The organism is Kitasatospora sp. NPDC057223 (assembly GCF_042669755.1).
Classification (GTDB): domain Bacteria; phylum Actinomycetota; class Actinomycetes; order Streptomycetales; family Streptomycetaceae; genus Kitasatospora.
Window position 1 is genome coordinate 24617 of record NZ_JBHUWW010000050.1, and the last position, 16046, is coordinate 40662.

The 16046-nt window shown below is 72.0% G+C and carries 16 protein-coding genes and 1 tRNA gene; 9 read left to right on the plus strand and 8 right to left on the minus strand.

What is annotated here, in order from left to right; all coding sequences use genetic code 11:
- Window positions 1-144: 144 nt before the first annotated feature.
- From ACFUK0_RS19140 to ACFUK0_RS19150, 3 genes are all read left to right on the plus strand, one after another.
- Window positions 145-1065 carry a GNAT family N-acetyltransferase gene (locus ACFUK0_RS19140; RefSeq protein WP_380251634.1) on the plus strand — a complete coding sequence of 307 codons (921 nt, stop codon included), beginning with the start codon at window positions 145-147 and terminating at the stop codon, window positions 1063-1065.
- A gap of 68 nt (window positions 1066-1133) precedes the next feature.
- Window positions 1134-1211, plus strand: a tRNA-Trp gene (locus ACFUK0_RS19145).
- A 306-nt stretch (window positions 1212-1517) separates the two neighbouring features.
- A complete protein-coding gene (locus tag ACFUK0_RS19150; protein ID WP_380251636.1) occupies window positions 1518-2429 on the plus strand; it encodes a hypothetical protein in 912 nt (303 codons plus the stop codon).
- 5 nt (window positions 2430-2434) lie between these two features.
- Here ACFUK0_RS19150 and ACFUK0_RS19155 read toward each other — a convergent pair whose 3' ends face one another.
- From ACFUK0_RS19155 to ACFUK0_RS19175, 5 genes are all read right to left on the minus strand, one after another.
- Window positions 2435-2710, minus strand: a complete 276-nt coding sequence (locus ACFUK0_RS19155; protein WP_380251638.1) for a hypothetical protein — start codon at window positions 2708-2710, stop codon at window positions 2435-2437.
- A 314-nt stretch (window positions 2711-3024) separates the two neighbouring features.
- The gene (msrB, locus tag ACFUK0_RS19160; protein ID WP_380251640.1) at window positions 3025-3429 is read right to left on the minus strand and encodes a peptide-methionine (R)-S-oxide reductase MsrB; all 405 of its coding nucleotides are present in this window, start codon (window positions 3427-3429) and stop codon (window positions 3025-3027) included.
- 23 nt (window positions 3430-3452) lie between these two features.
- Entirely contained in the window at window positions 3453-4862 is a 1410-nt protein-coding gene (murC, locus tag ACFUK0_RS19165; RefSeq protein WP_380251642.1) for a UDP-N-acetylmuramate--L-alanine ligase, read from the minus strand.
- Window positions 4863-5002: 140 nt separating this feature from the next.
- Window positions 5003-5464 carry an indole-3-glycerol phosphate synthase gene (locus ACFUK0_RS19170; protein ID WP_380251644.1) on the minus strand — a complete coding sequence of 154 codons (462 nt, stop codon included), beginning with the start codon at window positions 5462-5464 and terminating at the stop codon, window positions 5003-5005.
- A 111-nt stretch (window positions 5465-5575) separates the two neighbouring features.
- The gene (locus tag ACFUK0_RS19175) at window positions 5576-6358 is read right to left on the minus strand and encodes a dihydrofolate reductase family protein (RefSeq protein WP_380251646.1); all 783 of its coding nucleotides are present in this window, start codon (window positions 6356-6358) and stop codon (window positions 5576-5578) included.
- On the opposite strand from ACFUK0_RS19175, the gene zapE reads away from it, so the two are divergent.
- From zapE to ACFUK0_RS19205, 6 genes are all read left to right on the plus strand, one after another.
- Entirely contained in the window at window positions 6357-7478 is a 1122-nt protein-coding gene (gene zapE / locus ACFUK0_RS19180) for a cell division protein ZapE (protein ID WP_380251648.1), read from the plus strand. The two genes, ACFUK0_RS19175 and zapE, sit on opposite strands and share 2 nt — an antisense overlap.
- 52 nt (window positions 7479-7530) lie before the next feature.
- Window positions 7531-9621 (plus strand): excinuclease ABC subunit UvrB, encoded by a 2091-nt coding sequence (gene uvrB, locus ACFUK0_RS19185; RefSeq protein WP_380251650.1) that lies wholly within the window; start codon window positions 7531-7533, stop codon window positions 9619-9621.
- Window positions 9622-9905: 284 nt separating this feature from the next.
- Entirely contained in the window at window positions 9906-10487 is a 582-nt protein-coding gene (locus ACFUK0_RS19190) for a TerD family protein (protein WP_380251652.1), read from the plus strand.
- A 285-nt stretch (window positions 10488-10772) separates the two neighbouring features.
- Window positions 10773-11747 (plus strand): TerC family protein, encoded by a 975-nt coding sequence (locus tag ACFUK0_RS19195; RefSeq protein WP_380251654.1) that lies wholly within the window; start codon window positions 10773-10775, stop codon window positions 11745-11747.
- Between the two features lie 152 nt (window positions 11748-11899).
- Window positions 11900-13027 carry an RNA ligase gene (locus ACFUK0_RS19200; protein WP_380251656.1) on the plus strand — a complete coding sequence of 376 codons (1128 nt, stop codon included), beginning with the start codon at window positions 11900-11902 and terminating at the stop codon, window positions 13025-13027.
- A gap of 9 nt (window positions 13028-13036) precedes the next feature.
- Complete coding sequence (locus tag ACFUK0_RS19205; protein WP_380251658.1) at window positions 13037-13951, plus strand: AAA family ATPase; 915 nt, start codon at window positions 13037-13039, stop codon at window positions 13949-13951.
- A gap of 41 nt (window positions 13952-13992) precedes the next feature.
- Here ACFUK0_RS19205 and ACFUK0_RS19210 read toward each other — a convergent pair whose 3' ends face one another.
- The 3 genes from ACFUK0_RS19210 to ACFUK0_RS19220 all read right to left on the minus strand — a co-directional run bounded on the left by ACFUK0_RS19210 (window position 13993) and on the right by ACFUK0_RS19220 (window position 15958).
- Window positions 13993-14193 carry a hypothetical protein gene (locus ACFUK0_RS19210; protein ID WP_380251660.1) on the minus strand — a complete coding sequence of 67 codons (201 nt, stop codon included), beginning with the start codon at window positions 14191-14193 and terminating at the stop codon, window positions 13993-13995.
- Window positions 14194-14342: 149 nt separating this feature from the next.
- The gene (locus tag ACFUK0_RS19215; RefSeq protein WP_380251662.1) at window positions 14343-14996 is read right to left on the minus strand and encodes an MBL fold metallo-hydrolase; all 654 of its coding nucleotides are present in this window, start codon (window positions 14994-14996) and stop codon (window positions 14343-14345) included.
- 74 nt (window positions 14997-15070) lie between these two features.
- Complete coding sequence (locus ACFUK0_RS19220) at window positions 15071-15958, minus strand: maleylpyruvate isomerase family mycothiol-dependent enzyme (protein ID WP_380251664.1); 888 nt, start codon at window positions 15956-15958, stop codon at window positions 15071-15073.
- Between the last annotated feature and the right edge of the window lie 88 nt (window positions 15959-16046).

Consider the following 16046-nt stretch of genomic DNA (forward strand, 5'->3'; position numbering starts at 1 on the left):
GGCTGCTGCCAAGCCTCGGCCGGGATTCTCAGAGCATTACTTGAGCATATCGATCCGCCCCGGCGCCCCCCGGGGCGGTGCCCCCGCCCTGAGCAGGGAAAAGGGGAGGCGCCCGGCCCGAGGTCCGGCTACCGTGACATGCATATGACTCTGATGATCCGTGACTTCACGCCCGCCGACGCCGACGCGGCCGCCGCCGCCCACCGGGCCGGCCGCCCACACCTCGTCCTGACCGCCGAGGTGTTCAGCTGGCTCCCCGGCCACCTGCCCGCCGAACAGCACTACCGCACCCTCGTCGCCGAACTCGACGGCCGGGTGGTCGGCAGCATCCGGTGCGGCCTGGTCACCGGCACCAGCACCGAGGGCATCGGCTACGCCAACGGCAGCGTCCTGCCCGAGTACCGGCGGCGCGGCGCGTTCACCGCCCTGCTCGGCGCCGCCGAACGGCACCTCGCCGCGCACGGCGCCACCGAGGTCCACAGCTGGGTCGACGACGTCCCCGACGACCTCGCGTTCGCCACCGCCCGCGGCTACCAGCAGGGCAGGGCGGCCCACTTCGCCCGCCGCGACCTCACCACCGCCCTGCCGCCCGTCCCCCCGCTGCCACCGGGCGTCGAACTCCGCACCGCCGCCGCCTACCAGGACGACCCGCACCCGCTGTTCCTCGTCGAGGCGGACGCCGCGCGGGACGAACCCGGTGAGGTCGAGTACGACAACGCCGACTACCAGGACTGGCTGGACAGCGTCTGGTCCCGCCCCGACCTCGACCGCGAACTCACCCTCGTCGCCGTCGTCGACGGGCAGCCCGCCGCCTTCAGCGCCGCCCAGACCGACGGCGCCACTCGCTACTGGTCCGCCTTCACCGCCTGCCGTCGCGACTTCCGCGGCCGCGGCCTCTCCACCCTGGCCAAGACCGAGTCGCTCCACCGGGCCCGTGCCGCCGGCCTCACCGAAGCCTTCACCAGTAACGACGCCACCAACGCCCCGATGCTGGCGATCAACCACCGCCTCGGCTACGAACGCTGCGCCAGCGAACGGAAGTTCATCAAGAAGCTGACCGGCTGACGGCCCCCGGGGGGTGCGTAATCCGGTTGTGCGCACACCTCCGCCCCGGGCAGTCTGAAGCCACACCGAGGGGTGTAGCTCAGCCCGGCCAGAGCAGCGGATTCCAAACCCGCACGTCGCAGGTTCGAATCCTGTCGCCCCTGCCACCACGCCCGGTCCCGGGCCGCCCGACGTCGGCCGACGGCCGCTCCGACTGCCGCTCCGGCCGCCGTCTCCCTGCGGAGGGCCGGCGGCCGGAGCGGGTCCGCGGCACCGAGGGGCCTGGCCGCCAGGAGGGGCCGGTTCGCCCCGGTGGGCGGAGTGACCATTATCGGCACACCCGGGCCGCTCGGGCGCGGCTTTCACGGCCGTTTCACCCGGTGGCGAGACCGCACCCCGGATCCCCGGCAGGCCCGGCCGCCTCCGTAGGGTGGCGGGAGCCCGCGTGTGCGGGCAGGAGACGAGGAGGTCCGGTGCCGGCGGAGGTCGTTCCGGACGAGGTGTGGCGGCTGCCCGCGGCGGACGCCGGGGCGGGCTTCACGGCCGTCTCGTGGACGGCCGGCCCGCAGGGCGACCTGGCCGTCCTGCTGGTGCATCAGCGGTACCTGAAACCGGCGTGGACCGGGAAGCACCTCGTGCCGCAGCCGCCGTTCGATGCGGAGCTCCTTACCGTCACCGGCGGGGGCGTACAACGGCTGCCCGTCCGGGACATCCGGGTGGACCCCTCCTACCTGGCGCTGCTGCCGGGCGGACGGCTGCTGCTGGCGGACGGCCGTGCCGAGGAGGACGAGCAGCAGGGCAGCTGGGAGCCGAACGCGGTGGTGCACGCCGCGAGCGGGGAGCCGGCCGTGGCGTTCCTCCTCGGGGACGACGTCCAGGCCCTGGTCACCGACCGCGCGGGGCGCATCTGGACCGCCTACGGGGACGAGGGTGTCTACGGCCACCACCAGGAGTCCCAGGCGGGCCTCGCAGGCTGGGACGCCCGGGGCCGGTGCGTCTGGTCCCCCGGACGCGCTCTTCCCGCCTGGCCGCTGGAAGGCTGCGCGGCGTCGAGTGAGGGCGCGGCCGTCTGGCTGGCCTGGTACTCGGAGAACCTCACGACCTTCCTGACCCGGATCGATCCGGCCACCGGCGAGTCCGCCAGCCGTCCCTGCCCCGTCCCCGACCCGTACGGCTTCGCCGTCCGCGGCGACCGGGCCGTGCTGGTCCGACGCAGTCCGGGAGGCGCCGAGATCGCCCACGCGGAACTGGCCGGCAAGCGTTGGCAGGTGACCCGGCGGCGCCCGCTCCGGCTGCCCGGCGGACTCGCCGAGGGGCCGGGGCAGGGCCGGGACGGCGTCCTGTGGTTCCGGTCCGGCGACACATGGCTCCGCGTCGAGGCCTGAGACCCCTACGGGGTGGGTTTCTGCAGCCCCACCGGTACCGCACGGAACACGAGCAGCAGCCTCGTGCTGCCCTTGAAGCCGGGTGCCAGCGACTGGGTCTGCTCGGTGCGCCAGCCCGCCGACTCCACGGACTCGATCAGGTCGGAGAGATCCTCCAACTCACCGACCGCCCCCACCGGCGGCCCCTCCCACAGCACGGTGTGGACGCTGTGCCCCGCCAGGTGCCGCGCGGCGGCGTCGCGAGCGTAGTCCGGCGGCGCGGTCTTCCCCGAGTTCCCCATGGGCGGATGCTAGCCGTCTCCGGTCCTCGCCCCCGACCACACCGAGCGAGCCCTCCGAACAGGTTCAACCGGGCTGGACCGGTGGGCCCTTCGGCCTGTGCTGAGCGACCGGTCTCCACCGGGATGCGGAGACGACCGGTGCTCCGGATAGTGACCCGGTTCTGGCCACGCCTCAAGTCCCTTCCGTAGGGCGGGCGCAGGTGGAGCGCCGCCCCGGCCGGCCGCCCCAGCCCGTCGTCGTGGGCGGCTTTCACGGAAGAGCGGAGCCCCGGGACACCTGGCGATGTCCCGGGGCTCCGCGCCGTGTGCTGTGGCTACTCCGCCGGCTTCAGCGTCAGCGAGATGCTGTTGATGCAGTACCGCTGGTCGGTGGGGGTGCCGTAGCCCTCGCCCTCGAAGACGTGGCCGAGGTGGCCGCCGCACTTCGCGCAGCGGACCTCGACGCGGCGCATGCCGAGGGTGGTGTCCTCGATGTACTGGACGCGGTCGCCGGCCAGCGGGGCGTAGTAGCTGGGCCAGCCGCAGTGGCTGTCGAACTTGGTCTCCGAGCTGAAGAGCTCGGTTCCGCAGGCGCGGCAGCTGTAGACGCCGACGGTCTTGGTGTCGGTGTACTCGCCGACGTGGGGCCGTTCGGTGCCCGCCTCACGGAGTACGTGGTACTCCTCGGGGCTGAGCTGGGCGCGCCATTCGGCGTCGGTCTTCTCGATCTCGTAGCTCATGGCGTGCTCCTTGGCTGAGGTGTTCAGGCGCTGGTAGCAACGTTCGAGAGGTGCTTCAGGATTTCGGGGCCGAGGTTGGTGACGTCGCCGGCGCCCATGGTGAGGACGAGGTCGCCGGGCCGGGCGAGGCCGGCGAGCAGGGCGGGGGCGGCGTCGAAGGCGTGTTCGGCGGTGACGTCGGCGCCGGCGCGGTGGGCCGCGTCGATGATGAGTTCGCTGGTGACGCCGGGGATCGGGTCCTCGCGGGCCGGGTAGATGTCGAGGACGACGGAGGCGTCGGCGAGGGCGAGGGCCTGGCCCATCTCGTCGGCGAGCTGCTGGGTGCGGCTGAAGAGGTGGGGCTGGAAGACGACGAGGATGCGGCCCTCGCCCTCCAGGCCCTCGCGGATGGCTTCGAGGTCGGCGGCCATCTCGGTGGGGTGGTGGGCGTAGGAGTCGATGACCTGGACGCCGCCGGCCTCGCCCTTGAGCTGGAGGCGGCGGCGGACGCCGGTGTAGCTGCCGAGGGCCTTGGCGAGGTCGGTGGCGGGGACGCCCAGCGCGGCGCCGGCGGCGAGGGCGGCCACCGCGTTGTGCGCGTAGTGGCGGCCGGGGACGGAGACGGTGAAGGTGAGCTCGGCGCCGTCGAGCAGGACGGTCACCTCGCTGGTCATGCCCCGGGCGGCGACCGACAGGACGCGGACGGTGGCGTCCTCGGCGGCGCCGACGGTGACGATGTTCAGGCCGTCGCGGCCGGCGATCCGGGCGGTGAGTTCGCGGGCGCCGGCGTGGTCGGCGGAGATCACCAGGGTGCCGCCGGGGGTGATCCGCCCGGCGAAGGTGTCGAAGGACTCGTAGATCTCTTCGATCGAGGCGTAGTTGGCGTGGTGGTCGAGTTCCACGTTGAGGACGATGGCGACCTCGGGGGCGTACTTGTGGAAGCTGCGGTCGCTCTCGTCGGCCTCGGCGACGAAGATCTCGCCGACGCCGTGGTGGGCGTTGCTGCCGGGGGCGTCGAGGTCGCCGCCGATGGCGTACGAGGGGTCGAGGCCGAGTTCGGCGAGGCTGACGGCGAGCATGCTGGTGGTGGTGGTCTTGCCGTGGGTGCCGGCGACGGCGAGGGCGCGGCGGCCGCCCATCAGGGCGGCGAGGGCGTCGGAGCGGTGCACGACGGGGATGCCGCGTTCGCGGGCGGCGGCCAGCTCGGGGTTGTCCTCGCGGATGGCGCTGGAGACGACGATGCTGCTGGCGCCGTCGGGGACGTTCCCGGCGGCGTGGCCGACGTGGACCCGGGCGCCGAGGGTGCGCAGGGCGAGGACGGTCTCGGATTCCTTGGAGTCGCTGCCGGAGACCTTGGCGCCGCGCACGGCCAGGATCTTCGCGAGCCCGGACATGCCGGCCCCGCCGATGCCGATGAAGTGCGGGGCGTGCAGGTCGTGTGCGGCGTCGTTCAAGGCGGGGCTCCGTACGGCAGGGGCGGCAGAGGCGGCAGAGCAGGGGTGACGGTGCGGACGACGGGTGCGAATCGTCCTTGCGGGGGCGGCCGGGTGGACCGGCGTCCGCAAGGACGATTCTGCACCACCGGGGGCCGGGGTCAGGAGTCGCTGGCGAACAGTCGCAGGACTGGTACACCCACCTTGTGCCGGGCCTGCGAGGCCCAGTCGCGGTGGAAGAACTCCTCGACGAAGTGCGGGGAGGTCAGCACGACCACCTCGTCCGCCGCGTTGTTCTCGACGACCGAGCGCAGGTGGTCGAGCGGCTTCTCCTCGACGACCTCGCCGACGGCCTCGGCGCCGGCTTCGCGCAGGTGGCGCAGGCTGTGTTCCAGTGACTCGGTGGCGAGCGTGGGGGTGCTCTCCGTCGCGTCGTGCTCGTGCACGACCTTGTCGAGATGTCCGAGAGCCACGTCGTCGAGTGCGCGGAGCAGTTCGTCCTGCTTCCCGCGCGGCTGCATCAGAACGATGAAGGAGACCTTCTCGTCGCTGTGGAGTGTGGTGACGAGTTCCACATCCGCATCGGAGAGTGCTTTCTCGATCATCAGTACGGTTTTGAACACGTGAGTCCCTTCCATTTGCAGGCCCCCGGGTCCGGCGTCCGGTTCCATACTGCCCGGAGGAAGCTTTCCTCACGCTGCGCACACGGCGCAGGAGCCACAGTGGGAGTTGGATCACAGGGCCTGCGGGCGCAGGTACCGGGCGAAGAGGAAACCTTTCTGCTCGATCAATGAGACCAGCCGCATCCGCTGGACGTCCGGCATTTGCGCACCCTGGACTATGCGCGGCGCGTCGCCGCCGGTGATCAGCGGGGCCAGCGACAGGCACAGCTCGTCCAGCAGGCCGCCCGCCGCCAGCTGCCCCAGCAGCCGCGGCCCGCCCTCGCTCAGCAGCCGGGTCCAGCCCCGCCCGGCGAGCGCCGCCACCGCCGCCGCGAGGTCCACCGAGCCCTCGCCCGCGAGGATCACCTCGGCCACCGCCGCGACCGCCGCCCGGGCCTCGGCCGGGGCGTCCTCGGTGGTGATCACCACCGTCCTGACCAGCGGCTCCGTGAACAGCGGCGCGGCCAGGTCGAGGTCCAGCGAGCGGCTGACGATCGCGATCACGGGCGCCGGGGCCTGCCCGGCGGCCTGCCGCGCGGCGGCGAACTCCGCCCGCGCCCGGGCCGGCCGGTACCCCTCGGCGCGGACGGTCTGCGCCCCCACCAGCACCACGTCCGACAGGGCCCGCAGCACCCCGAAGATCCGCTTGTCGGCGTCCCCGGACAGGCCCTCGGAGAGTCCCTCCAGCCGGGCTCCGCCGTCCAGCCCGGCCACCATGTTGGCCCGCAACCACGGTCGGCCGTGATTCACCTGGTCGGGGTACGCGTAGACGGCCGCGAGCGACTCCGACGAGGCCGGATCGAGCGGCGACGAACCGGGGGCGGGCGCGGCCAGGGGACTGATCAGCTGGTGCATGAAAGCCAGTCTTCCACCAGGCGTACCCTCTACTAACGTGTCCGCTGCCTCCCGCCCCGATGCCATAGCCACCCCCGTCGCGCTCACCGACCGCCGCCCGGTCGTGCCCGCCGAGCGCCTGGTCGCGGAGATGGTCCCGCCGCCGCGGTTCTCCGGCGTCAGCTTCGGCAGCTACCTCCCGGACCCGACCCAGCCCAGCCAGTACGAGGCCGTGCAGGTGCTGGAGCAGTTCGCGGGCACCCTCAACGGCGCGGACGGCGCCGGCGCGCCGAAGCGCAGCTGGTTCCGCCGCACCGCCCCCGCCCCCGCGGGACCGGCCGGCGTCTACCTGGACGGCGGCTACGGCGTCGGCAAGACCCACCTGCTCGCCTCGCTCTGGCACGCCACCCCCGGCCCGAAGGCCTTCGGCACCTTCGTCGAGCTCACCAACCTGGTCGGCGCCCTGGGCTTCCAGCAGGCCGTGCAGACCCTGTCGGGGCACCGGCTGCTCTGCATCGACGAGTTCGAACTGGACGACCCGGGCGACACCGTCCTGGTCTCCACGCTGCTGCGCCGCCTCGTCGACAACGGCGTGAAGCTGGCCGCCACCTCGAACACCCTGCCGGACAAGCTCGGCGAGGGCCGGTTCGCCGCCGCCGACTTCCTGCGCGAGATCCAGGGCCTGGCCGGTCACTTCCGGCCGCTGCGGATCGACGGCCAGGATTACCGCCACCGCGGCCTGCCCGAGGCCCCGCCGCCGTACAGCGACGAGGTCGTCGAGGCCGCCGCCGCCCGCACCCCGGGCGCCTCGCTCGACGGCTTCGGCGATCTGCTGAACCACCTCTCGGCCGTCCACCCCAGCCGCTACGGCGCGTTGCTGGACGACGTCCACGCCGTCTTCCTGCGCGGCGTCGAGCCGGTCGAGGACCAGTCCACCGCGCTGCGGCTGGTCGTCCTCGCGGACCGGATGTACGACCGGGAGCTGCCGATCACCGCCTCCGGCATCCCCTTCGACCAGGTGTTCTCCGCCGAGATGCTGCGCGGCGGCTACCGCAAGAAGTACCTGCGCGCCGTCTCGCGCCTGGTGGCGCTGGCCCGCGACAGCGGCAACGTCGGCCGGATCAGCCAGGGCGCCGCCTGACCGCGGCCGGCGGGCCCGCCGGATTGTCGGTGCCGGGCCGTACGGTGGTTGCGTGCGACCCATCACGAGCATTGAGCGGACCGAGGCGCCCTTCGAGGTCGTCAGCCCCTACCAGCCCAACGGCGACCAGCCGGCGGCGATCGCCGAGCTGGAGCGCCGCATCCGTGCGGGTGAACAGGACGTCGTCCTGCTCGGCGCCACCGGCACCGGCAAGTCGGCGACCACGGCGTGGATGATCGAGAAGCTCCAGCGGCCCACCCTGGTGATGGCGCCGAACAAGACGCTGGCCGCCCAGCTGGCCAACGAGTTCCGCGAGCTGCTCCCGAACAACGCCGTCGAGTACTTCGTCTCGTACTACGACTACTACCAGCCCGAGGCGTACGTCCCGCAGACGGACACCTACATCGAGAAGGACTCCTCGATCAACGAGGAGGTCGAGCGGCTGCGCCACTCCGCGACGAACTCCCTGCTCACCCGCCGCGACGTGATCGTGGTCGCGTCCGTCTCCTGCATCTACGGCCTCGGCACGCCGCAGGAGTACGTCGACCGGATGGTGCAGCTCAAGGTCGGCGAGGAGATCGACCGGGACGTCCTGCTGCGCCGCTTCGTCGACATCCAGTACTCCCGCAACGACCTCGCGTTCAGCCGCGGCACCTTCCGGGTGCGGGGCGACACCATCGAGATCTTCCCGGTGTACGAGGAGCTGGCCGTCCGGATCGAGATGTTCGGCGACGAGATCGAGGCGCTCTACACGCTGCACCCGCTCACCGGCGAGATCATCAGCCAGAACGACGCCGTCCACGTCTTCCCCGCCTCCCACTACGTGGCCGGCCCGGAGCGGATGGAGCGGGCGGTCAACGACATCGAGAAGGAGCTGGCCGAGACCCTCGCGCGGATGGAGAAGCAGGGCAAGCTGCTGGAGGCCCAGCGGCTGCGCATGCGCACCACGTACGACATCGAGATGCTCCGCCAGATCGGCACCTGCTCCGGCGTCGAGAACTACTCGATGCACTTCGACGGCCGCGCGCCCGGCACCGCCCCCAACACCCTGCTCGACTACTTCCCGGAGGACTTCCTCCTGGTCATCGACGAGTCGCACGTCACCGTGCCGCAGATCGGCGCGATGTACGAGGGCGACGCCTCGCGCAAGCGCACGCTGGTCGAGCACGGGTTCCGGCTGCCCTCGGCGATGGACAACCGCCCGCTGAAGTGGGAGGAGTTCCTGGAGCGCACCGGGCAGACGGTCTACCTGTCCGCGACGCCCGGCAAGTACGAGCTCTCCCGCGGCGACGGCGTGGTCGAGCAGATCATCCGCCCGACCGGCCTGATCGACCCCGAGATCGTCGTCAAGCCGACCGAGGGCCAGATCGACGACCTGGTGCACGAGGTCCGCAAGCGGGTCGAGCGCAACGAGCGCGTGCTGGTCACCACCCTGACCAAGAAGATGTCCGAGGACCTCACCGACTACATGCTCGGCCTCGACATCCGGGTCCGCTACCTGCACAGCGACATCGACACGCTGCGCCGGGTGGAGCTGCTGCGCGAGCTGCGGGCCGGCGAGTACGACGTGCTGGTCGGCATCAACCTGCTCCGCGAGGGCCTGGACCTGCCCGAGGTCTCGCTGGTCGCGATCCTGGACGCGGACAAGGAGGGCTTCCTGCGCTCCGGCACCTCGCTGATCCAGACCATCGGCCGTGCCGCCCGGAACGTCTCCGGCCAGGTCCACATGTACGCGGACCGGATCACGGCGGCGATGGAGAAGGCCATCGACGAGACCAACCGCCGCCGCGAGGTCCAGCAGGCCTACAACGCCAAGCACGGCATCGACCCGCAGCCGCTGCGCAAGAAGATCGGCGACATCCTCGACACCCTCAGCCGCGAGGAGATCGACACCGAGGAGCTGCTCTCCACCGGCTACCGGGGGAGCGGCAAGGGCAAGGCTCCGGTGCCGGCCCTGGGTGCCGACCGCAAGCCCGCCAAGAACCTGCCGGCCACCGAGCTGGCCGACCTGATCCAGCAGCTCACCGACCGGATGCACGCGGCCGCGACGGACCTCCAGTTCGAGGTGGCCGCCCGGATCCGCGACGAGGTCAAGGAGCTGAAGCGCGAGCTGCGGCAGATGCGCGAGGCGGGCATGGCCTGATCCGGCCCGTCCCGGCCGCTCCGGCCGCGAGGCGTCCGCAGTGTCAACCCCACGGGGTGTCTCAGGACTGGCACAAACGGGTACGCCCTGCGTGGTGCCCTCACCCGCAGGCCATAGGCTGGCCTGCGGGTGACGGCTGCGTCCCGTCGGACGGCCGTACGGCCGCCGGGCGGGCCCGGAGTGCCGGCACCAGGGGGCCTCGGCCGGGGGACGGCAACGGGGTAATCCGCCGTGGAGCCGCCGCGGGATACCGACCCGCGCGGCCGAGGAGAGAGGACAACACCGTGTCGGTGAACCTGGCCAAGGGACAGCAGGTCAGTCTTCAGAAGAGCTCGGGCGAGTCGCTGACCGTCGTCCGGATGGGGCTGGGCTGGCGGGCCGCCCCCCGGCGCGGCCTGTTCGGCAGCCGCACCCGCCAGATAGACCTGGACGCCTCGGCGCTGCTGTACGCCGAGAAGACCCCCTCGGACGTGGTCTTCTTCCAGCACCTGGAGAGCAACGACGGCTCGGTGCGCCACACCGGGGACAACCTGGTGGGCGGCGTGGGCGCAGGCGACGACGACGAGTCGATCCTGGTCGACCTCGCGCACGTGCCGGTGCACATCACCCAGGTGGTCTTCACCGTCAGCTCGTACACCGGGCAGACCTTCGCCGAGGTGCAGAACGCGCACTGCCGGCTGGTGGACGAGAGCACCGGCCAGGAACTGGCCCGCTACGAGCTGGCGGGCGGCGGCCAGCACACCGGCCAGATCATGGCCAAGGTGTTCCGGGAGGAGTCCGGCGGCTGGGGCATGCAGGCGATCGGGGCCCCGGCCCGGGCTCGGACGTTCCAGGACATGCTGCCGGCCATCGACCCGTTCCTCTGAGACCTCCCCGAGCGGGGCCGCTCCGAGTGAGGCTGCCCCGAGCGTGGCCTCCCCGGGCGGTGTTTCCGTCAAGAGAGTCTTTACCTTCTTTACCTTTTCTTGGGTTGCCTGTTAGTGTTGCGGCAGCGGAGGGGAGTATTCCCCCGCAGTGTTCCCGTCATCACGGACGCCGCCATCGGTGTCCCGGGGCACTGGTCCGTGTGCCCGCCACCTGCGGGCCGACGGGCGGAAGAGACCTCCGGCAGTGACGATGACTGTCTCGCCTACCTGCCGGAGGAGCAGCAAGTGGACGTTTCCGTATCCATGTGGGTCGGCACCATCGGGGTGTTGATCGCCCTGATCGTGGCCGATTTCTTCATCGGGGGCCGAAAGCCGCACGAGGTCTCCATCAAGGAGGCCGGCATCTGGACGGCCGTCTGGGTCGCCCTGGCGGTGGCCTTCGGCGGTTTCCTCTGGTCGCACTCCGGCTCGCAGCCGGCCGGCGAGTTCTTCGCCGGTTACATCACCGAGAAGTCGCTGAGTGTCGACAACCTCTTCGTCTTCATCCTGATCATGGGCAAGTTCGCGGTGCCCCGGATCTACCAGCAGCGCGTGCTGATGTTCGGTGTGATCATCGCCCTCGTCCTGCGGGCGGTCTTCATCGCCGGCGGCGCGGCCCTGGTCACCCAGTTCTCCTGGGTCTTCTACATCTTCGGCGCGTTCCTGGTCTGGACGGCCTGGAAGCTGATCAAGGACGCCCGGGCCGGCGAGGAGGAGGAGTTCGAGGAGAACCGCCTGCTCAAGACCATCGAGCGGCGCTTCCCGTCCACCAGCACGTACCACGGCACGAAGCTCTTCATCAAGGAGAACGGCCGCCGGCTGATGACGCCGATGCTGATCGTGATGATCGCGATCGGTACCACCGACGTCCTGTTCGCGCTGGACTCGATCCCCGCCATCTTCGGCCTGACCCAGGACCCGTACATCGTCTTCACCGCCAACGCCTTCGCGCTGATGGGTCTGCGCCAGCTGTACTTCCTGATCGGCGGCCTGCTGAAGAAGCTCGTCTACCTGTCCTACGGCCTGTCGGTGATCCTCGGCTTCATCGGCGTGAAGCTCGTGCTGCACGCACTGCACGAGAGCGGCGTGCACGTGCCCGAGATCGGCATCCCGCTCTCCCTCGGCTTCATCGTCGTGGTGCTCACGGTCACCACGGTGGCCAGCCTGATCGCCTCGAAGAAGCAGGAGGCGCTGGAGCAGGCGGAGAAGATCGACGCCTGACCGGCAACGGACCCGGGACGGGCCCGCGACCAGTACCCCTGGTCGCGGGCCCGTCCCGTGCCACGTCCGCCGGGCGGCGGGTGCGCGATATTCCGAACGGACATGCGGTCGGGCACGGCAGAATCACCGGCAGACACCGAAAGCAGGATCCCGTGACCCTCGCACCGACCCGCCTCACCCTCGACGACCTGTTCGACCCGACCGATCTCGCGGCCGCGATCGAGGACGGACACGTCACGCGCAAGTCGCACCCGACGCTGCCGCTCTCGATCTACACCTACACGCCGATCTGTCAGTACGGGCACATCTGGACACCGGTCACCATGCGGTGCCGGGGCCTGATCGCCGAGGACGCGACCGGCGAGGTCGTCGCCCTGCCGTTCCCCAAGATCTTCGTGACGGCGATGCACGGCCGGCACGACTTCGCGCCGGCCCTGCCCGCCGAGCCGTTCGAGATCTTCGAGAAGGCCGACGGGAGCCTCGTCATCGTGTTCCACCACGCCGGCCGGTGGCACGCCGCCTCGAAGGCGTCGTTCGGCTCCGAGCAGGCCCGCTGGGCGCAGCACGTCCTCGACCGCTCCGACACCGGCGGCCTCGACCAGGGCCTGACCTACCTCGCGGAGGCGATCTACCCGGGCAACCGGATCGTCGTCGACTACGGCGCGCGCCACGACCTGGTGCTGCTCGCCGCGTACCGGCCGGCCGACGGCACGGAGGAGCCGCTGCCGGCGGTGGCCCCGCACTGGGCCCCGATCGGCCCGGTGGTCCGCTCCTGGGGCCTCGGCACGGACGTCGCCGAACTGGAGAAGCTCGCCGCCGCCGACACCACCGTGGACGGCGAGCCGGTCGGCGGTACCCAGGAGGAGGGCTACGTGATCCGCTTCGCCTCCGGCGCCCGCGCCAAGCTGAAGCTGACCGCCTACCTCGCGCTGCACCGCCTCTACACCGGCACCAACGAGCGGACGGTGTGGGAGGCGCTCGCCGCCGGCCGCGACCCGGGGACGCTGTTCGACCGGGTGCCGGACGAGTTCCGGGACTGGGTGGAGGAGATCGCCGACCGCCAGCGGGCCCGGGCCGCCGAGTTCACGGCCGCCGCCGAGGCGGACTTCGCGCTGATCCCGCCGGGCCTGGACCGCAAGTCCTTCGCGGCCGAGGCCAGGAAGTCCCGCCTGCCCGCCGCGATGTTCCGCCTGTACGACGGGCGGGACGTCTCCGACATGGCCTGGCGCTCCGTCAGGCCCCGGGGCGACGCACCGTTCAAGACCGACGACGAAGGCTGACCGACACCCATGCCCACCGTGCACCTCACCACCGGCCTGCCCGCCTCGGGCAAGACCACCCGCGCCCTGCAGCTCCTCGCGGACTCCAAGGGCACCATGCGGCGCGTCAACATGGACGACATCCGCGCGATGCTCGACGACCACGGCGGCGAGCGGAGCTGGTCCCACCGGCACGAGAAGACCGCGATGGCCGTCCAGGAGGCCGCGATCCTCGCCGCGGTGAACGACGGCTTCGACGTCGTCGTCGACAACACCCACATGACCTCGGGCATGGCCGGCCGCCTGAAGGCCGTCCTCGCGCAGGCCGACGTCACCTTCGTCGTCCACGACTTCACCGACGTCCCGCTGGAGGAGTGCCTGGCCCGCGACGCGGCCCGCGCCAACCCGGTCGGCGAGGAGGCGATCCGCCGCCTGGACCAGCGCCACCGCTCGGCCCGTCGCAGCGGCTGGCGGCTCACCGCCGAGTGGATGGCCGAGACGATCCCCGTCGAGCCCTACACGCCCGCCGAGGGACTGCCGCCGGCCGTGATGGTCGACATCGACGGCACACTCGCGCTGAACGTCTCCCGGGGCCCGTACGACTTCGAGCACTGCGACGAGGACGCCCTCAACACGGCGGTCGCCGACGCCGTCCGGCTCTACCGGGGCGCCGGCCACCGCGTGGTGGTCCTGTCCGGCCGCAGCGAGCAGTACCGCCCGCAGACCGAGGCCTGGCTCGCCACCCACGGCGTGCCGTACGACGAGCTGTGGATGCGCGCGGCCGGCGACACCCGCCGCGACGACGCGGTCAAGCTGGACCTCTTCGACGCCCACGTCCGCCACCGCTTCGCGGTCCGGGTCAGCCTCGACGACCGCGACCGGGTGGTGGCCCTCTGGCGCCGCCTGGGCCTCGCGACCTTCCAGGTCAACTTCGGGGACTTCTGAGGCCGCGGGGCTCTGCCGGTGCGGCTGCCCCTACGCGTGCGCTACTGGTCCGCGGGCCACGGGTCGCTCTTCCAGACGATCGAGAAGACCGACTGCGGCGGGTAGGACGCGAAGCTCCCGCCGTCCTTCCTCACGTGGACCCAGCCCTCCGGGCCGATCCGGGTCAGGCCCTGGTCTGCGGCGTGCCCGCCCTCGGTGGCGGGGAGCATGATTCTGGCTTCGGTCCAAGTGGTCTGTGTCATGAGTCGACTGTTCCCGGCCCCGGAGCGGGACCGCCACCCGGCGTGCGCCGGTTGGCGGTGCGCCGGAGGACCCCGGGCATCGCGCCCGGGGTCCTCCGCGTTCGGCCGGTGCTGCTCCGCGAGGACCGGCCCTGGACCGGCCCGGTGTCCTACCAGCCGCGCTCGCGCCATTCGGCGAGCCTGGGGCGCTCCGCGCCGAGGGTGGTGTCGCCGCCGTGGCCCGGGTAGACCCAGGCCTCGTCGGGCAGGACGTCGAAGAGCTTCTCGTTGACGTCGCGGAACAGGCTGTCGAACGCCGCGCTGTCGCCCCAGGTGTTGCCGACCCCGCCCGGGAACAGGCAGTCGCCGGTGAAGACGTGCGGGTGGCCCTGCGGGTCGTCGTAGACCAGCACGATCGCGCCGGGCGTGTGCCCGACCAGGTGGCGGACGGTCAGCTCGACCTGGCCCACCCGGAGGATGTCGCCGTCGTCCAGCAGCAGGTCGGTGGGTACGTCCAGGGCTTCGGCGTCGATCCGCCCGGCCGCCGTGCGGGCGCCGGTCGCGGCCACCACCTCGGCGAGCGCGCCCCAGTGGTCGTGGTGGCGGTGGGTGGTGACGACGGTGGCCAGCCGTTCGCCGACCGTCTCCAGCAGGACGGGCGCGTCCGCCGCCGCGTCGATCAGCAGCTGCTCGTCGGTGGCCCGGCAGCGCAGCAGGTACGCGTTGTTGTCGTACGGGCCGACGGCCACCTTGCTGATGATCAGGTGGGCCAGCTCGCGCACGTCCGGCGGGCCGCCGACCTTCACCGCTCCGTGGTACGCCATCGGGCCGCTCCTTCGCTGTCTTTCGTACTGCCTGTCATGGGGTGTGCTGTCGGTGCTTTCCTATCGTCGCGCGGTCAGCCCATGGGGGGAAGCTTCGGCAGGGCGGTGCGGGCGTCGGCGAGCTGGACGCCCGCCCGGTGGACCTGGAGGCCGTCGCCGTCCGAGCGGCCGGAGAGCCAGGCGGTGAGCGCGCGCACCGGGCCCTCGACGGTCAGGGCGGTGTCGTCGCCGGCTGCGCCGTCCGGGGTGGCCGGGGTGCCGGGGGTGACGTGGGCGGTGCCGGTGTGGGCGCGGTCGGCGGTGTCGTCGGAGACGAGCAGGAGGGCGGGCAGGCCGGCCCGGCTGTCGAGAGCCGCCGTGAGCCGGTGGAACTCGACCACCGCGAACCGCTCCGGCCAGTGCGCGGGCGTGTATCCGGCGTCCAGGTCGACGTGGTGGTACTCGACCTCGACGAGCCGCCTCCAGGGGATCTCGAAGGCGCCGAAGACGTAGCCGGCACGGTGCCGGACCTCGGCACCCCACGCCGCGTCGTCGAGCGCCGCCGCGGCCATGGTGAAGCGCTCGGCCGATTCGTGCAGGTCGGCGAGCTGGAGGTCGAGCGGGCGCGGTGCGCCGTCCTCGATGTCCTGGTCGCGGGCCTCCGGGGTGGCGTACTGGGGGATGTCCCGGCCGGTGCGGGCGCCGTCGAGGAGGTTGACCAGGGAGTCGGCGTTGCGGGCGAGGTGGGTGAGGACGTGGCCGCGCGTCCAGCCGGGCAGCGCGGACGGTCCGGCGACGGCCTCCGGCGGGAGTTCGGCGACGGAGCGCAGCAGGTGCGCGGTGGCGTCGGCGACCAGGCGCAGGCCCGCGGCCGCCCTCGCGGTGCCCGTCCCGGCGCTCGTGGCGGCGTTCGCCCCGGTCCCGGGTCCGGCCTCCGCCCCGGCGCCGGCCCCGGTGCGGGCGGTGGGCTCGGTGTCACTCATGGAATCGCCTCCGGCTGGTGGTCCGTTGGTTCCGCTGGCGGCGTGCCCGGGAGGGCCGCCGCTCGTTGACGTTGATGACGCTATCGCC